The 16,324-nt window shown below is 64.6% G+C and carries 16 protein-coding genes; 9 read left to right on the top strand and 7 right to left on the bottom strand.

Annotated features, from left to right (window positions below; translation table 11 throughout):
* Positions 1-7: 7 nt before the first annotated feature.
* The 3 genes from AAEQ75_RS07865 to hexR form a co-directional block, all read right to left on the bottom strand.
* Positions 8-466 (bottom strand): (2Fe-2S)-binding protein, encoded by a 459-nt coding sequence (locus AAEQ75_RS07865; RefSeq protein WP_296234601.1) that lies wholly within the window; start codon positions 464-466, stop codon positions 8-10.
* A 213-nt stretch (positions 467-679) separates the two neighbouring features.
* Positions 680-892, bottom strand: a complete 213-nt coding sequence (locus AAEQ75_RS07870; protein ID WP_106734157.1) for a PA3496 family putative envelope integrity protein — start codon at positions 890-892, stop codon at positions 680-682.
* Between the two features lie 96 nt (positions 893-988).
* On the bottom strand, positions 989-1,855 hold the full coding sequence (gene hexR / locus AAEQ75_RS07875; protein WP_279922850.1) for a transcriptional regulator HexR: 867 nt from the start codon (positions 1,853-1,855) through the stop codon (positions 989-991).
* A 288-nt stretch (positions 1,856-2,143) separates the two neighbouring features.
* Here hexR and zwf point away from each other — a divergent pair, with 288 nt between their 5' ends.
* Positions 2,144-3,568, top strand: a complete 1,425-nt coding sequence (gene zwf / locus AAEQ75_RS07880) for a glucose-6-phosphate dehydrogenase (RefSeq protein WP_279922870.1) — start codon at positions 2,144-2,146, stop codon at positions 3,566-3,568.
* A 14-nt stretch (positions 3,569-3,582) separates the two neighbouring features.
* Here zwf and AAEQ75_RS07885 read toward each other — a convergent pair whose 3' ends face one another.
* Together AAEQ75_RS07885 and znuA are read right to left on the bottom strand one after the other, a co-directional pair.
* Complete coding sequence (locus AAEQ75_RS07885; RefSeq protein ID WP_279922851.1) at positions 3,583-4,827, bottom strand: MFS transporter; 1,245 nt, start codon at positions 4,825-4,827, stop codon at positions 3,583-3,585.
* Between the two features lie 213 nt (positions 4,828-5,040).
* Positions 5,041-5,985: a zinc ABC transporter substrate-binding protein ZnuA gene (gene znuA, locus AAEQ75_RS07890; RefSeq protein ID WP_279922852.1), complete on the bottom strand. Its 945-nt coding sequence runs from the start codon at positions 5,983-5,985 to the stop codon at positions 5,041-5,043.
* 66 nt (positions 5,986-6,051) lie between these two features.
* Between znuA and zur the strand changes: the two genes are divergently transcribed.
* The 7 genes from zur (at position 6,052) to AAEQ75_RS07925 (ending at position 11,739) form a co-directional block, all read left to right on the top strand.
* On the top strand, positions 6,052-6,537 hold the full coding sequence (gene zur / locus AAEQ75_RS07895; protein WP_125880699.1) for a zinc uptake transcriptional repressor Zur: 486 nt from the start codon (positions 6,052-6,054) through the stop codon (positions 6,535-6,537).
* Positions 6,534-7,322, top strand: coding sequence for a zinc ABC transporter ATP-binding protein ZnuC (znuC, locus tag AAEQ75_RS07900; RefSeq protein WP_099525159.1), 789 nt, complete (start codon positions 6,534-6,536; stop codon positions 7,320-7,322). The genes zur and znuC overlap by 4 nt, the downstream gene beginning before the upstream one ends.
* On the top strand, positions 7,322-8,110 hold the full coding sequence (znuB, locus tag AAEQ75_RS07905) for a zinc ABC transporter permease subunit ZnuB (protein WP_192984436.1): 789 nt from the start codon (positions 7,322-7,324) through the stop codon (positions 8,108-8,110). Before znuC ends, znuB begins: the two co-directional genes overlap by 1 nt.
* An 89-nt stretch (positions 8,111-8,199) precedes the next feature.
* Positions 8,200-9,045, top strand: coding sequence for a PA5502 family lipoprotein (locus AAEQ75_RS07910; RefSeq protein WP_343351469.1), 846 nt, complete (start codon positions 8,200-8,202; stop codon positions 9,043-9,045).
* A gap of 186 nt (positions 9,046-9,231) precedes the next feature.
* Positions 9,232-10,239 carry a methionine ABC transporter ATP-binding protein gene (locus AAEQ75_RS07915; protein ID WP_003464748.1) on the top strand — a complete coding sequence of 336 codons (1,008 nt, stop codon included), beginning with the start codon at positions 9,232-9,234 and terminating at the stop codon, positions 10,237-10,239.
* Entirely contained in the window at positions 10,239-10,907 is a 669-nt protein-coding gene (locus tag AAEQ75_RS07920) for a methionine ABC transporter permease (protein WP_012020239.1), read from the top strand. Before AAEQ75_RS07915 ends, AAEQ75_RS07920 begins: the two co-directional genes overlap by 1 nt.
* Positions 10,908-10,968: 61 nt before the next feature.
* Positions 10,969-11,739, top strand: coding sequence for a MetQ/NlpA family ABC transporter substrate-binding protein (locus AAEQ75_RS07925; protein ID WP_179574908.1), 771 nt, complete (start codon positions 10,969-10,971; stop codon positions 11,737-11,739).
* A 119-nt stretch (positions 11,740-11,858) separates the two neighbouring features.
* On the opposite strand, the gene AAEQ75_RS07930 is transcribed toward AAEQ75_RS07925, so the two are convergent.
* A complete protein-coding gene (locus tag AAEQ75_RS07930; RefSeq protein WP_179574909.1) occupies positions 11,859-12,713 on the bottom strand; it encodes a LysR substrate-binding domain-containing protein in 855 nt (284 codons plus the stop codon).
* Positions 12,714-12,856: 143 nt separating this feature from the next.
* Here AAEQ75_RS07930 and AAEQ75_RS07935 point away from each other — a divergent pair, with 143 nt between their 5' ends.
* Positions 12,857-13,282: a VOC family protein gene (locus AAEQ75_RS07935; protein ID WP_179574910.1), complete on the top strand. Its 426-nt coding sequence runs from the start codon at positions 12,857-12,859 to the stop codon at positions 13,280-13,282.
* 33 nt (positions 13,283-13,315) lie between these two features.
* Here AAEQ75_RS07935 and AAEQ75_RS07940 read toward each other — a convergent pair whose 3' ends face one another.
* A complete protein-coding gene (locus AAEQ75_RS07940) occupies positions 13,316-16,198 on the bottom strand; it encodes an EAL domain-containing protein (protein WP_343351470.1) in 2,883 nt (960 codons plus the stop codon).
* Between the last annotated feature and the right edge of the window lie 126 nt (positions 16,199-16,324).

The raw sequence follows: 16,324 nt of genomic DNA on the forward strand, positions 1-16,324 counted from the left end.
CGCCTCCTCAGGCCAGTTTGTCGGCAGCTTCGTGAATCGCGGCGCGAATCCGCACGTAGGTAGCGCAGCGGCAAATATTGCCGCTCATGGCCGCATCGATATCGGCATCGCTCGGCGCCTTGTTGCTACTCAGCAAGGCCGTCGCCGCCATGATCTGCCCGGACTGGCAGTAACCGCACTGCACCACGTCGAGTTGCCGCCAAGCCTGCTGGACCACCTTGCCCACGGCATCTTCGCCGACCGCTTCGATGGTGTTGATGCGCTTGCCGACCACTGCCGATACCGGGGTAACGCAGGAGCGGGTCGGCTGGCCTTCGACGTTCACCGTGCAGGCGCCGCACAGCGCCATGCCACAGCCGTACTTGGTGCCGGTGAGATTGGCGACGTCGCGCAATGCCCAGAGCAGCGGCATATCGTCGGCCACGTCCAGCTCGTGGTCCTGGCCATTGAGATTCAGGGTAATCATGGTCTGCCCACCTTGTTCTGATGGTGTCTGATGGTTCCGGCATGGCTTGCCGGTGGTCACGGTCAACCCCGCACACAGGGGGCCAGACCATCACTGTAGTGGGCACAAAAGCGCCTGTCGCCGCCGACCACAGAGATCGGCAGAACCGGGCAATAAGTTCGTAGAATCGGGCAAGCTCGCTGCCCTGCTCGCAGGCAGGACAGCGAGAGAGGATCAGGCCGCGCGGCGCGACGTGCGCTCAGCCTGCTGCGAGTAGCCGGCGGACACCAGCTCGGGGAAGTCGGCAAGTTCGCGTTGCAGCTGACACTGCTCGGCATAGTGCTCGATGGCCCGGCGATAGGCCATGCGGCGCTGGTCTTGCAGTTTGCGCCGGGTCTTGGCGTCGGGTTGGTCATGCAGGTGCGCGTCATCGAAGATACGAGGCATCTCGGTTCTCCCGGAACGAGGACTGGAGCACCCAGCTTCGCTCAGGGAGATGACGCTTTGACGGCGTGAAAATGAACAGGCGGTGAACCCGCTCTCTCAATCCTCTGTGTTGCGCAGCGACTTCGGTGACAGCCGCAAGCTGCGCAGGCTGCGCTTGACGCTCTTGAGGTGGTTGACCAGGCTCGGCCCGCGCGCCATGGCCACGCCCATGGCCAGCACGTCGATCACCACCAGGTGGGCGATGCGCGAGGTCAGGGGGGTGTAGATCTCGGTGTCTTCCTGCACATCGATGGCCAGGTTGACGGTCGACAGCTCCGCCAGTGGCGTCTGGCTCGGGCACAGGGTGATCAGACTGGCACCGGATTCACGCACCAGGTTGGCACTGATCAACAAGTCCTTGGAACGACCGGACTGGGAGATGCACACCGCCACGTCGCCCGGCTGCAGGGTCACTGCGCTCATCGCCTGCATGTGCGGGTCGGAATAGGCCGCGGCATTGAGCAGCAGGCGGAAGAACTTGTGCTGGGCATCGGCAGCCACCGCGCCGGATGCACCGAAACCATAGAACTCCACGCGCTGCGCGTTGGAGCAGGCGGCGATGGCGCGCTGCAGCGCCTCTGAGTCGAGCTTCTCGCGCACCTCCATCAGCGTATGCAGGGTGGTGTCGAAGATCTTCAGGCTGAAGTCGGCGACCGAGTCATCCTCGTGAATCGCGAACTGACCGAAGCTGGCCCCGGCAGCCAGACTCTGCGCCAGCTTCAGCTTGAGGTCCTGGAAGCCACTGCAACCGATGGCGCGGCAGAAGCGCACGATGGTCGGCTCGCTGATGCCGACGCTGTGCGCCAGTTCGGCCATGGAGCTGTGCATCACCGATGCAGGATCGAGCAAGACGTGATCGGCCACCTTGAGCTCGGACTTGCGCAGCAGGTGGCGCGACTGGGCGATGTGTTGCAACAGATTCACTGAGATAGGCTCTATGCAGAAAAGGGTCTACCGCGGCACTCGGCGGGTCATAGCTCGGTTATGATCGGCGGGCGGCGGTTGTAGTGACCTTGTAGTTATACTACATAGCTCGCGCTCGCGCACAGCCAAGCCACTGCCAATTCGCTGAACGAACTTTCCGGCATGCCCGCATGCCGAAGAACACAGGCATATCTGAGGGCGTTTTCGCGCCCCTCTCATGCGAACGCAGGCCGCTTGCAATGGCCTGCCACAACGAGTCGGAGTCCTCCCTTGAGCATCCCCTGCGACATGCTGGTCTTCGGTGGTACGGGCGACCTGGCCCTGCACAAATTGCTACCGGCGCTCTATCACCTGCACCGCGAAGGACGTCTGCACGCCGATGTGCGCATCCTCGCCCTGGCCCGCAGCACTCATAGCCGCGAGGCCTACCAAGCCCTGGCCGAACGTCACTGCCGTGCCCAGGTGGCGCGTGCCGATTTTGCCAACGAGACTTGGGCCAGCTTCGCCGCACGCCTCGACTACTTCGCCATGGATGCGGCGCAAAGCGCCGATTTCGGCCGCCTGGCCAAACGCCTGGGGCGTGATGACGAGCGCGTACGGGTCTACTACCTGGCTACCGCACCGAGTCTGTTCGAAGCCATCGCCGCACACCTGGCCAACGCCGGTCTGGCCGGCCCCGCAGCGCGCATAGTGATGGAAAAGCCCATCGGCCACTCGCTGGAGTCCGCCCGTGCGATCAACGCCGCCATCGGCGCCGTATTCGACGAAGCGCGGGTGTTCCGCATCGATCACTACCTGGGCAAGGAAACCGTGCAGAACCTGATGGCGCTGCGCTTCGCCAACGCCCTGTTCGAGCCGGTATGGCGCGCTGGGCACATCGATCACGTACAGATCAGCGTGTGCGAAACCCTCGGCGTGGAGAACCGCGGCGGCTACTACGACAAAGCCGGCGCCATGCGCGACATGATCCAGAATCACCTACTGCAGCTGCTCTGCCTGGTGGCCATGGAAGCGCCGGTGCGCTTCGACGCCGACGCGGTGCGCAATGAAAAGGTGAAGATCCTCGAGGCGCTGAAACCCATCTCCGGGCTCGACGTGCAGGACAAGACCGTGCGCGGCCAGTACACCGCCGGCAAGATCGGCGGCCATGACGTGCCCGCCTACTACTTCGAGAAGAACGTCGACAACGACAGTGATACCGAGACCTTCGCCGCCGTGCAGGTGGAGATCGACAACTGGCGCTGGGCCGGTGTGCCCTTCTACCTGCGCACCGGCAAACGCCTGGCGAAGAAGGCGTCGGAGATTCTGATTCAGTTCAAGCCCGTGCCGCATCGCCTGTTCAACGATGGCGAAGCCAACCAGTTGCTGATCCGCCTGCAGCCGGAAGAGCGCATCAGCCTGCAACTGATGGCCAAAAACCCCGGCAAGGGCATGCACCTGAAACCGGTGGAGCTGGACCTCAATCTGGCCAATGCCTTCAACCAGCAACGTCGTTGGGATGCTTACGAGCGCCTACTGCTCGACGTGATCGAAGGCGACTCGACGCTGTTCATGCGCCGCGACGAGGTGGAGGCGGCCTGGCAATGGGTCGACCCGATCCTGCAGGGCTGGCACCAGCACTACCAGAGCCCGCGCCCCTATCCGGCCGGCAGCGATGGACCAGAGCAACTGCAACACCTGCTGGAGCGTCACGGGCGGCACTGGGCGGAGTGATCCGCCCCGGTTACTTAGGCGGCGGGCCTGCGGCGCCCATGCATCAGCACGACCACCAGCACCATCATCCCTACGCTACCCGCAGCCACGAACAACCCCTCGTAGCCCAACGCCTTGGCCAGCACCCCGCTGCTGGCCCCAACGAAGCCGGACAGCAGCAACTGTGCCGAGGCCTGCAAGGTGAAGTCGGCGCCTTCGTGTTCGGGGCGGCACATGCGCATCATCGCGGCGAACAGGGCGACGGTGGACATGCCGTCGGCTACCTGTTCGAACAGGGTCACGGCATAGATCAGTCCTGTGTTAGCGCCCTGCCCCACCAGCAAGGCCAGGGCCGCGATGCCGATGGCCTGCAGGGCGCCGAACAGGATCAACGCGCGCAGCACGCCGATGCGCGCGTAGAGCAAGCCTCCGAGCAAGGCACCGCCGATGCCGGCCAGGCTGCTGATCAGGGTCAGTTGGCCTAGCGCTGCGGTGCTCCAACCTTGATCCACCAGCATCGGTTTGATCATCGGCGAACCGAGCGAGTCGCCCAATTTGAAGGTCAGTACCACAGCCAACCACAGCAGCATGCCGGGTTGCGCCAACAGGCCACGGTAGTGGTCGAACAGCAGACGTGGGCCGAGGGCGTTTTCAGCCAGAGCAGGCTGGAACGGCAACACGCGGCGCTCGGGAAACAGCCAGATCGGCACAGTCATCAGCAGGATCAGGCCGGCCACCAGCCCCACAGCCAGGTTCCAGCCCAACGGGTCGATCATCAGCAACAGGCCGCTGCCGCTGACGATCATGCCAACCTTGTAGCCGCCCACCTGCAGGCTATTGCCCAGGCCACGCCAGCGTTCGGGCAGCAAGCGTACGGTGAGCCCGTCGGTGGCGATGTCCTGGGTCGAGGCCAGCAGGTTGATCAGCAGCAGCAAACCAAGCAACAACCACAGGCCGGAGCCGAACAGCGTCTGCGGTGCCAGCAGCGCCAGTGCCGCGACACAGACGATGACTCCGCTCTGCAGCGGCAGAATCCAGCCACGGTGATGGCCTAGGCGGGCCGAGGCCAGACGGTCGATCCAGGGTGCCCACAACACCTTGAGCAGCCAGGGCAGCGCCAATAGTTTGAGCAAGCCAATCAGCGCCAGGTCGACGCCATGCTGGCGCAGCAGCACCGGTAGCGAGTGGGCGATCAGCCCGGATGGCAAACCCTGAGCACAGTAGAGCGAGGCCAGCAGCACCAGCGTGGCGTTGGACGGGCGAAGTGCAGTGGGCGACATGACGGGCGCTCGCGGCAAAAGCGCAAGCCTAGTGGTTTGCGCATGCGGGCGGCAACGAGGCGGTGGTTACAGTTCGTAGCTCGACGGGGCGCGGCTGGAGCCCATGCCACAAAAGCCTGGCCGGCCCGTGGTCTGGATGCAATCCGGGGCGCTTCAATCGCGAATGAATTCGCTCCTACACAGGGCCTGCCGCCGGACTCTCCAATGCGTGTCCTACAGGCTATTCAGGCACTCGCTCAGGCCGCCTGCCAGATTCTCCAGCAGTTGCTCGTAACCGCTGGCGTCGACCGGCAAGGTGCCGCCCAAGGCATCCAGTTCCGCCAGTTTCACCGGCAAGCCTGCGGTCAGGGTTTCAGCCAAACGCGGACGTAGCGGCGGTTCGCTGAACACGCAGCTCGGCCCCGTCTGCTGCAGGCGCTCGCGCATGGCAGCGACATGCCGCGCACCCGGCTGTACCTCGGTCAGCACGCTGAACACGCCCGCGTGCTTGAGGCCGTAGGCGGCCTCGAAATAGTCGAAGGCCTCGTGGAAGACGAAATACGGCTTGCCCTGCAAGGCGGCCAGTTGCGGGCGAATGCGGCCATCGAGCGCATCCAGGCGCGCTTCGAAGGCTTGCAGATTGGCGGCGTAACGCGCGGCGTTGGCGGCATCCAGCTTGGCCAGGTCTGCCGCCATGCGCGCGGCGATCACCTTGGCGTTGTCGGCGGCCAACCAAAGGTGGGCATCCAGGCTGCCCGGACGATGATCGTGATCATGGCCAAGGTCATCGCTGGCATGTTCGTGACCATGATCATGCTCGTCTTGGTCATGATCGTGTTCGTCGTGGCTATCGCCGAAGTGGCGCAGGGTCATGCCGGGCAGATCCTGCACCGCCACTTGAGGCTTGTCGCGGCTGCCCAGCACCCGCGGCAGAAAACCCTCCATGTCCGGACCGATCCAGTACAGCAGGTCGGCATCACGCACTCGCCGTACGTCGGACGGGCGCAACGCATAGTGGTGCGGTGAGGCGCCAGGCGGCAGCAACACTTCGGGTTCGCCGACGCCGTCCTGCACCGCTGCGGCGATCAGTTGCAGCGGTTTGATACTGGTCAGCACACGCACTTCGGCTTGGGCGCTGACGACGAAAAACAGGGTAAAGAGACAGAAAAGACGTAACACGGGGCATACTCGGATGGCATTGAACAGGTAATATAATAACGTCTCTCACTCGCTCCGTCCTTGCCCATGACCGACACGCCCCTGGCTGCACGCCCTCATGACCATTCTCGCTGCGTCAGCCATGCCCTGGCCGAGGCCGAAACCATCTGCGCGCGCCAGGGCTTGCGCCTGACCGCTCTGCGCAAACGTGTATTGGAGTTGGTGTGGGCCAGCCACAAGCCGCTCGGCGCCTATGACATCCTCGGCGTATTGAGCGATGAAGACGGTCGCCGCGCGGCGCCGCCCACGGTGTACCGCGCACTGGATTTCCTGTTGGAAAACGGCCTGGTGCATCGCATCGCATCACTTAACGCCTTCGTAGGTTGCAGCCACCCTGAGCACGCGCATCAGGGCCAGTTCCTGATCTGCCGTAGCTGCCACGCGGCTACCGAGCTGGAGCAACCGGCCATCAGCCAGGCCATCGTCGACGGGGCGGCCGGCGTCGGCTTCGTCGTCGAAAGCCAGACCGTGGAAGTGGTCGGCCTCTGCGCAGGCTGCAAGGGCGCGGCATGAGCGATGCGCTGATCCGCCTCGACGGCGTCGCTGTCAGCTTCAACGGCCAGCCTGTGCTGGACGATGTGCAGCTCAGCGTACAGCCCGGCGAGATCGTCACCCTGATCGGCCCCAACGGCGCCGGCAAGACCACCCTGGTACGCGTGGTGCTCGGCCTGCTCCAACCCGACAGCGGCAACGTGCGCCGAGCGCCACGCCTGCGCATCGGCTACATGCCGCAAAAACTCCACGTCGACGCGACCCTGCCGCTGTCGGTGCTGCGTTTCCTGCGCCTGGTGCCTGGGGTGGATCGCAAGCGCGCCCTGGCAGCACTGGCCGAGGTCGGTGCCGAGCAGGTGATCGACAGCCCGCTACAGAGCATTTCCGGTGGCGAGATGCAGCGCGTACTGCTGGCCCGCGCCCTGCTGCGCGAACCACAACTGCTGGTGCTCGACGAGCCGGTACAAGGCGTCGACGTCGCCGGCCAGGCCGAGTTGTATCGGCTGATCTCGCGGCTGCGCGAACGCCATGGCTGCGGCGTACTGATGGTCTCACACGACCTGCATCTGGTGATGAGCGCCACCGATCAGGTGGTCTGCCTCAACCGCCATGTCTGCTGCTCCGGCCACCCGGAGCAGGTCAGCGGTGACCCAGCCTTCATCGAACTGTTCGGCCAGGACGCCAAGAGCCTGGCCGTCTACCACCACCATCATGACCACGCTCACGACCTGCATGGCGGCGTGGTTCAGCCCGGCCTGACCATCCACGGCCCGGCTCACGTTCACGGCCCTGGTTGCAAACACTGATGCCCGATTTCCTCCTCAACGCCCTGCTCGCCGGCCTTACCCTGGCCCTGGTGGCCGGACCGCTCGGCTCCTTCGTGGTGTGGCGGCGCATGGCCTACTTCGGCGATACCCTGTCCCACGCGGCCCTGCTCGGCGTGGCACTGGGCCTGATGCTCGACGTCAGCCCGACCCTGACGGTGACCGTCGGCTGCGTGCTGCTCGCCGTGCTGCTGGTGACCCTACAGCAGCGCCAGCCGCTGGCCTCCGACACCCTGCTGGGTATCCTCGCCCACAGCACCCTGTCACTGGGCCTGGTGGCGCTGAGCTTCATGCATGACGTGCGCATCGACCTGATGAGCTACCTGTTCGGCGACCTGCTCGCCGTCAGCCCCACCGACCTGGCCTGGATCATCGGCGGCAGCGCCCTGGTGCTGGCACTGCTGGCCTGGCTGTGGCGACCGCTGCTGGCGATCACCGTGCACGAAGAGCTGGCACGGGTCGAAGGCCTGCCGGTAGCGGCGATTCGCCTGGCGCTGATGCTGCTGATCGCTGTGGTAATCGCCGTGGCGATGAAGATCGTCGGTGTGCTGCTGATCACTTCCCTGCTAATCATCCCCGCCGCCGCCGCCCAGCGCCACGCACGCACGCCGGAACAGATGGCCGTCGGCGCCAGCTTGCTCGGCCTGCTGGCGGTGTGTTGCGGCCTGGCGCTGTCTTGGTATCAGGACACACCAGCCGGGCCGTCCATCGTGGTCAGCGCTGCTGCGTTGTTCCTGGCCAGCTTTGCGCTGCCCAAGCGCAACAGCTGATGGCGCGCTCTGCGTAGCCGATCAAGATGAAATCAGCGGTACGAACCTGTATGATTGCACGTTTTTTGCACAATTCGAGACGCGTAGTTATGAAGTCGTTCGCTTTTCGTGGTCTTACGCTTTTTCTGGTTCTACTTCTGGCCGGTTGCCAGAGCAGCCAGCAGCACAGCCTCCCGCCGGTCGATGATCTGGTCATCGCCTTCCGCCAGCTCGACCTGAGCCTGGCCGAAGAGCGTCTCGATGATGCGCGCAGCCAACTCAACACCCTGCAGCAACGCGCCAGCCGCGACACGCGTCTGGAGCAGTACCAGCGCCAGCTGGCCGAGGCCTACATGGAACAGGGCCGCGAAGCACTGCAGCAGGGCGATCTGGATCGCGCCGCGCAGGCCTTGGGCCAGGCCCGCAGCCTGATGCCACAGGCGCCGGCTCTGAGTCACGACCTCATCCAGGCCATCGACAGCGCACGCACGGCACGCCAGACGGCCGCCGAGCAACAAGCACGTGATGCCGCCGCCAAGCTCGATGCTGAACGTCAGGAACAACTGCGTCAGCAGCGCCTGGCCAGTGAGCGCCAGGCTGCCGCCAAGGTAGCAACGGCTCAGGTAGCGGCGAGCCAGCCGACGCCCACGGTCGAGAGCACACCCAAAGCACGCCTGATCGACCCAAGCGCCGCCACCAGCAGCGTGGCCTTGCCTATGCTGGACAGCCAGGACAACGAAAACCTGCGCCGCCTGCTCGATAACGTAGCCGCCGATGTCGTGACCTTTCGCTGTGCGGTGCGCATCGAAGTGCGCGAGGCCAAGGATTACCCCTGGGTCGCGGCGCTGCTCTCGGCGCGGATCAAGAAGCTCGACCCGAGCTTCCATCCGCAGTTTAGCCAGAAGATCGCGCCACAACAGGTACCGCGCCTGCTGTTGAGCCCACAACGCAACTGAGGAAGGGCGCGCGCACTACCGCTGATCGCTAATGCCATTTTGTAATAAACATAGGCCTATAAAGATTTTCTCGGCCTAAACACTGCCGGGTAAACTAGCGCGCTTTTGCGCCCTACCCGGCGCTCGATGCGCCGGCTCGACAACACTCTGGAGCCGGCGCCTGAACACACCCAAAAGGTCGTTCGCGTGATCCAGTTTCAATCCGTCCACAAGGCCTACCGCGTCGCAGGCCGCGAGATTCCGGCACTGCAGCCCACCACGCTGCAGGTCGGCAGCGGCCAGGTGTTCGGCATCATCGGCCATTCCGGCGCCGGCAAGAGCACCCTGCTGCGCCTGATCAACCGCCTGGAAGAACCCTCGGGCGGTCGCATCGAGATCGACGGCGTCGACGTCACCGCCCTCGATGCCAATGGCCTGCGCCGCTTCCGCCAGCAGGTCGGAATGATCTTCCAGCACTTCAACCTGCTGTCGTCGAAGACCGTTGCTGACAACATCGCCATGCCGCTGCGTCTGGCCGGCGAGCTGAGCCGCGCCGAGATCGACGCCCGCGTCGCCGAGCTGCTGGCGCGCGTCGGCCTGCAGGATCACGCCAACAAATACCCCGCGCAGCTCTCCGGCGGGCAGAAACAGCGTGTCGGCATCGCCCGTGCGCTGAGCACGCGGCCGAAGATCCTGCTGTGCGATGAGGCCACCAGCGCCCTCGACCCGCAGACCACCACCGCCGTGCTGCAGCTGCTGGCCGAGATCAACCGCGAACTGGGCCTGACCATCGTGCTGATCACCCACGAGATGGACGTGATCCGCCGCGTCTGCGACCGGGTGGCGGTGATGGACGCCGGCATCATCGTCGAGGAAGGCCCGGTGGCCGAGGTGTTCCTGCACCCGCAGCACCCGACCACGAAGCGTTTCGTGCAGGAGTCCGAGCACGTCGACGAAGCCGAACAGCGCGATGACTTTGCCCATGTCGAAGGCCGCATCCTGCGCCTGACCTTCCAGGGCGAAGCCACCTACGCACCGCTGCTGGGCACTGTGGCCCGCGAAACCGGGGTGGACTACAGCATCCTCGCCGGGCGCATCGACCGCATCAAGGACACCCCCTACGGCCAGCTCACCCTGGCCCTGACCGGTGGTGACATCGACGCCGCGCTGGCGCGCTTCGCAGCCGCCGACGTGCATCTGGAGGTACTGCGCTGATGCTCGAACAACTGCTGCCCAACGTGTTCTGGCCGGAAATCTGGCAGGCCAGTCTCGACACCCTGAACATGCTGCTCGGCTCGATGCTGTTCACCGTGCTGCTCGGCCTGCCGCTCGGCGTGCTGCTGTTTCTCACCGGCCCGCGCCAGCTGTTCGAGCAGAAGGCCTTGTACGGCGCGCTGTCGCTGGTGGTGAACATCCTGCGCTCGGTGCCCTTCGTCATCCTCTTGATCCTGATGATCCCCTTCACCGAGCTGCTGGTCGGCACCTCGCTGGGCGTCGCCGGCGCCATCCCGCCGCTGGTGGTGGGTGCCACACCGTTCTTCGCGCGCCTGGTGGAAACCGCACTGCGCGAAGTGGAGCGCGGCATCATCGAGGCGACCCAGGCGATGGGCGCTACCACCTGGCAGATCATCACCCGCGCGCTGCTGCCCGAGGCGCTGCCCGGCCTGCTCGCGGCCACCACCGTCACCGCGATTACCCTGGTGTCTTACACCGCCATGAGTGGCCTGATCGGCGGCGGCGGCCTCGGAGACCTGGCCGTGCGCTACGGCTACCAGCGCTACCAACCGGACGTGATGGCGGTGACCGTGATCCTGCTGCTGATTCTGGTGCAGGTGCTGCAGATGGTCGGGGATCGCCTCGTGGTGCATTTTTCCCGTAAATGATGAAAAGCGGCGACTCGCCACCCGCGAGACCCGCGCCAACCTTCCCAAAAGGAACCTTGAAATGAAGAAACTGCTGACTGCCATCGCCGCCTGCGCGGCCTTCTCGGCCCAGGCCGAAACCCTCAACGTCGCTGCCACCCCGGTGCCGCACGCGGAGATCCTCGAGTTCGTCAAACCAGCCCTGGCCAAAGAAGGCGTGGAGCTGAAGGTACGTGTGTTCACCGACTACGTGCAGCCCAACCTGCAGGTACAGCAGAAGAACCTCGACGCCAACTTCTTCCAGCACCAGCCGTACCTGGACGAGTTCAACGCCAGCCGCAAGACCGAGCTGGTCAGCGTTGCCGGCGTGCACGTCGAGCCCTTCGGCGCCTACTCCAGCAAGATCAAGGATCTGAGCGAGCTGCCGCAAGGCGCCACCGTGGCCATCCCCAACGATGCCACCAACGGCGGCCGTGCCCTGCTGCTGCTGCAGAAGGCCGGCGTGATCAAACTCAAGCCGGAAGCCGGCATCCTCGCCACGCCGAAGGACATCGTCGAGAACCCGAAGGCAATCAAGGTGCGTGAACTGGAAGCGGCCACCCTGCCGCGCGTACTGAGCCAGGTCGACCTCGCCCTGATCAACACCAACTACGCCCTGGAAGCCAAGCTGAACCCGACCAAGGACGCCCTGGCCATCGAAGGCAGCGACTCGCCGTACGTGAACATTCTGGTGACCCGCGCTGACAACAAGGACAGCGAGGCCGTACAGAAGCTGGTCAAGGCCCTGCACAGCGCCGAAGTGAAGCAGTTCATCGAAGAGAAGTACCAGGGCGCCGTCGTCCCGGCGTTCTGATCGCCGCCGACCGCTCTTGCTGTAAACAGTGCCGCGCCGCTGCAAAGCTGCGCGGTATTTTTATGCGTGGAATCTCAGCGATCCGTAGGGTGCGCCGTACGCACTGCCAACAATACGGATCAGCGCCGCAGGCATTCCAGCAGACAATCCAGCGCCGGCTGGCGCTGCGCACGGCGCACCAGGGCAACCAACTCGCGATGGAAGGTCAGCGCGCCCAGCTCGATCACCCGCAGGCGCGTCGGCCGTTGCAGCCACAGGCCCGCACGCGGAACCAGGGCCACGCCCATACCGTTTTCCACCAGGCGCACGATGGCATCCAGTTCATCCAGCTCCAGCGCCTCACGTACGCTCAGGCGCTGCTCGCGCAGAAAGCGGCTGACCTGACGACCGCCGAACGAGGCGCGGTCGTAGCGCACGAAGGGCTGCTCCGCGAGCAGCCGCAGCGGGTCGTCGCCCGGCACGTCCAGCGGCGCAATAAGCACGAAAGGCTCCTGTGCCAGCGGCACTTCCAGGATTTCCTTGGGCAAGGCGAACGGCGGCTTGATCAACAGGGCCAGGTCCAGCTCACCGGCATCCAATTGGCTGAACAGCTGTAGGGAAACGCCCGGCACCAGCTTCAGCTCGACGAGCGGTGCCAGCTGGCGAAAACGCGGTAAAGCCTCGGCCAGCAGACCAGTCTGCAAGGTAGCGATGGCACCGACGCGCAACTCGCCCTGCCATTGATCGGCGGCCTGTGGCAGCGCCATCTGCGCATACAGCGCGAGCATCTGCTCGGCCAGCGGCAGGGCGTGGCGGCCCGCGGCGTTGAGCACAGCGGCGCGGCCACTGCGGTCGAACAGGCGTACACCCAGGTGTTGTTCCAGCACGCGCATCTGCGCGCTGACCGCCGACTGGGTCAACCCCACCTGCTGGCCGGCAGCGGCGAAGGTGCCCAGGCGAGCGACGGTGACGAAGGTTTTCAGCTCGCGCAGCATCGAGGCCTCTATTAATCAAAAATATTTGAGCTTGCGCGCAAGGATATTCGCTTTAGAACAATTTCGCTGTTGATAGGCTGGTGCAATGAACACCGATGGCGGGTTGCACCCGCCCTACCCACAATAACCAGAGGTATTCCGTGATGTCCCTTGCGCCCTTCCACCTGGCAATTCCCGTTCATGACCTGGCAGCAGCCCGACATTTCTACGGCGAGGTATTCGGCTGTGCCGAGGGTCGCAGCAGCGACCACTGGGTAGACTTCGATTTCTTCGGACACCAACTGGTCATCCACGAGGCGCCGAAGATGGCCTATCAGGAAGAGGCCGTAAGCAACCCCGTGGACGGCCACGACGTGCCGGTGCCGCACTTCGGCGTGGTGCTCGGCTGGGCCGACTGGGAAGCGCTGGCCGAGCGCCTGCGCAGCCGCGAGACGAAGTTCGTCATCGAGCCCTATGTACGCTTCAAGGGCCAGGTCGGCGAGCAGGCCACCATGTTTCTCCTCGACCCCTGCGGCAACGCGCTGGAGTTCAAGGCGTTCAAGGACATCGGCCAACTGTTCGCCAAGTGAACGCAGGCTGCCTGGGTAGCGAGCAAATGCCGTTCAATCCAGAGGATTATCGATCTGCGCACGCAGCAGCTCGGCGAAGGCGCTTGCCTCCACCGGGCGGCTGATCAGAAAGCCCTGGATCTCATCGCAGTTCTGGCTCTTGAGAAAGTCCATCTGCGTCTGGGTTTCCACGCCCTCGGCCACCACTTTCAGCTCCAGGCTGTGGGCCATGGCGATGATCGCGCGGGTGATCGCTGCGTCCTCGCCACCGGGCGAAAGATCGCGGATGAAGGTCTGGTCGATCTTCACGTAATGCACCGGGAAGCGCTTGAGGTAACTGAGCGAGGAATAGCCGGTGCCAAAGTCGTCGATGGCCAGCTTGACCCCCAGTTCGCGCAACTGGCGGAAGGTGACGATGACGCTGTCGACGTTGTCCAGCAGCTGGCTTTCGGTCAGCTCCAGTTCCAGATACTGCGGCGCCAGGCCGGTCTCTTCGAGCACCTGACGCACCAGGCTGGTGAGGTTGCCCTGGCGCAGCTGATGCACCGAGATGTTCACCGACACACGGATTTGCGCCAGCCCCTGGCGCTGCCATTCACACGCCTGCTGGCAGGCCTGACGCAGCACGAACTCGCCAATCGGCGCGATCAGCCCGGTTTCCTCGGCCAGACCGATGAACTCGCTCGGCGGCACCATGCCCTGTTGCGGATGGCGCCAGCGCACCAGCGCCTCGGCAGCATTGAGCTGGTCGTCGGCGAGGTTCAGTTTGGGCTGGTAGAACACCTCCAGCTGGCCTTCGTCGATGGCCTTGCGCAGCTGGTTCTCCAGTTGCAGGCGCTCCAGGGTGCAGGCCTGCAGGTTGTCGGTGAAGAACTGGAAGGTGTTGCCGCCCAGGTGTTTGGCATGTTGTACGGCCATATTGGCCTGGCTGATCAGCGCGCTGATCTCGCGCGCATAGTCCGGCATCAGGCTGATACCCAGCGAGGCGCTGACCACCAGCTCGTGGCCACCAACGGTCATTGGCACACGCAACTTGGCCAGTAGCCGACTGGCCACCCGCGCCAGGCTGGAAAGGCTGCCATAGGCATCAAGGATGATGGCGAACTCATCACCCGACAGCCGTGCAATGCAGTCAGCTTCCGGCACGGCCTGGGTCAGGCGACGGCTCATCTGCCGCAGCAATTGATCCGCCACTTCATGGCCGAGGCTGTCGTTGAGCAGCTTGAAGCGGTCTAGGTCGATATGCACCAGAGCGATGCTGCGGCCGCTCTGGCGGGCGCGCTGGCTGGCATCGTGCAGACGCTCCTTGAACAGACTGCGGTTGGCCAGGCCGGTCAGATCATCGTAGTGCGACAGGTAGCGCAGGCGCTCCTCGGCCTCGCGTCGCGCACTGAGGTCGGCAAAGAAGCCGACGATTTGGCTGGGCCGGCCGCTGGCGTCGCGTATCAGGTTGAGCTGCAGCCATTGCGGGTAAAGCTCGCCGCTCTTGCGCGTCTCGATCAGCTCGCCCTGCCAGGTGCCGGTGCTGTCCAGTTCCTGGCGGATCATCTGGTATTGCCGGCGCATCTCGCGGCTGCCGATCAGGCTGGTCACCGTGCGCCCGACCACTTCCTCACGGCTGTATCCGGTCACCGCGCTGAACGCGCGGTTGACCGCCAGCACACAGTAGTCGGGGTCGAGGATGAAGATGCCTTCGCTGGCCGCTTCGAACACGGTCGCCGCCAGACGCTGTTGCTGCTCCTGCTGACGCCGCGCACTGACATCGCGCCGCGTGCCGAGCATGCGCCGTACACGGCCGGCGGCGTCGCGCTCGACCGCACGGCCACGGTCCTCGACCCAGACCCAGTGACCATCGACATGGCGCACGCGGTACTCGATCTGATAATCCTCGCTGCGCCCCTTGAGGTGCCGGACCAACGCCCGGCGCAACCCTGGCAGATCATCCGGATGCAGGCGCGGGGTCAGGTCGCGCAGCATCACCTGCACCTGCTCCGGCTCCAGACCGAACAGCTCGCGCAGGTGCGAATGGTGCACCTGATCGCTTTCCAGATCCCAGTCCCACAGCCCCAGCTCACTGGCCTCCAGCGCCAGGGCCAGGCGCTCCTGACTCGTGCCCAGGGCATGAGTCGCCTCGTCCAGCTCCAGGGTACGCTCGGCCACGCGCATTTCCAGCGCACCATGGGCACCGCGCAGCTCACGTTCGGCGCGACGGCGTTGCTCAACCTCGCGCGCCAGCTCTTCGTTGAGCCCTTCGGCGCGCTGCTTGGCGCGCTCCAGGTTGCTGATCAGCGCCAGGTTATGGAACCGTTGCAGCAGGCTGCGCTGTACCAGGCGATTGACCTGCCAGGCCACGATCAGCAAGGCAAGAAACAGGATCAGCCCAAGCAGCCCCCAACCGCGTTGCAGGCTGTTGTCGGCCAGCAACAGATAGGTCACCGAAGGCAGCAGGCAGGGCAAGGCGAAGCTGAGAAAGGCCGACAGGCTGACGGCATAGGCCACGCTGGCTGAAAGAATCGCCGCAGCGATCAGACCATAGACCAGCGCCTGCTGGTAGAAGACATCGGCGGGCACCAGCACTATCACGGCGAAGGCGAGGGTCAACCCAGATGCACCGGCACCAAAAAGAAAGATGCGGCGCCAGTAGGGTTCGGCCTGGCGGGTCGGCAGCGCCGCGTTGAAGGCATTCACCTGGGTCAGACGCAGCAGCACCAGCAACACCACCCAGCCCAACCATGCTGCGAGCATGAGGGCGCTCTGCTGATTCCACAGCAACAGGCTGCAGGCCAGGCCAACCAGGAGCATGAGCAGAGTGGGCAGGCGCGAGCCCAGAAACAGCAAGCGGGTGCGCTCGACGGCAATATCCGTGGCGAACTGACGTTCAGCCTGATGCGGGTCCAGCGTCACCTCTTGAACTTCGGCGCTAGTCGTGGCGGTCATGGGCGATTTTCTTGTAATGGTTGCCTGAGGGGCTGCGGTGTTTTTCAGCTGCCTCAGCCCTGACGTCGCGGGAGAATACCCGAGACAGACGCTCTGCCCAACAATGATGTGGCCCCTTTCACAGCT

Source organism: Pseudomonas sediminis (assembly GCF_039555755.1).
In the GTDB taxonomy this organism is placed as follows: Bacteria; Pseudomonadota; Gammaproteobacteria; order Pseudomonadales; family Pseudomonadaceae; genus Aquipseudomonas; species Aquipseudomonas mendocina_D.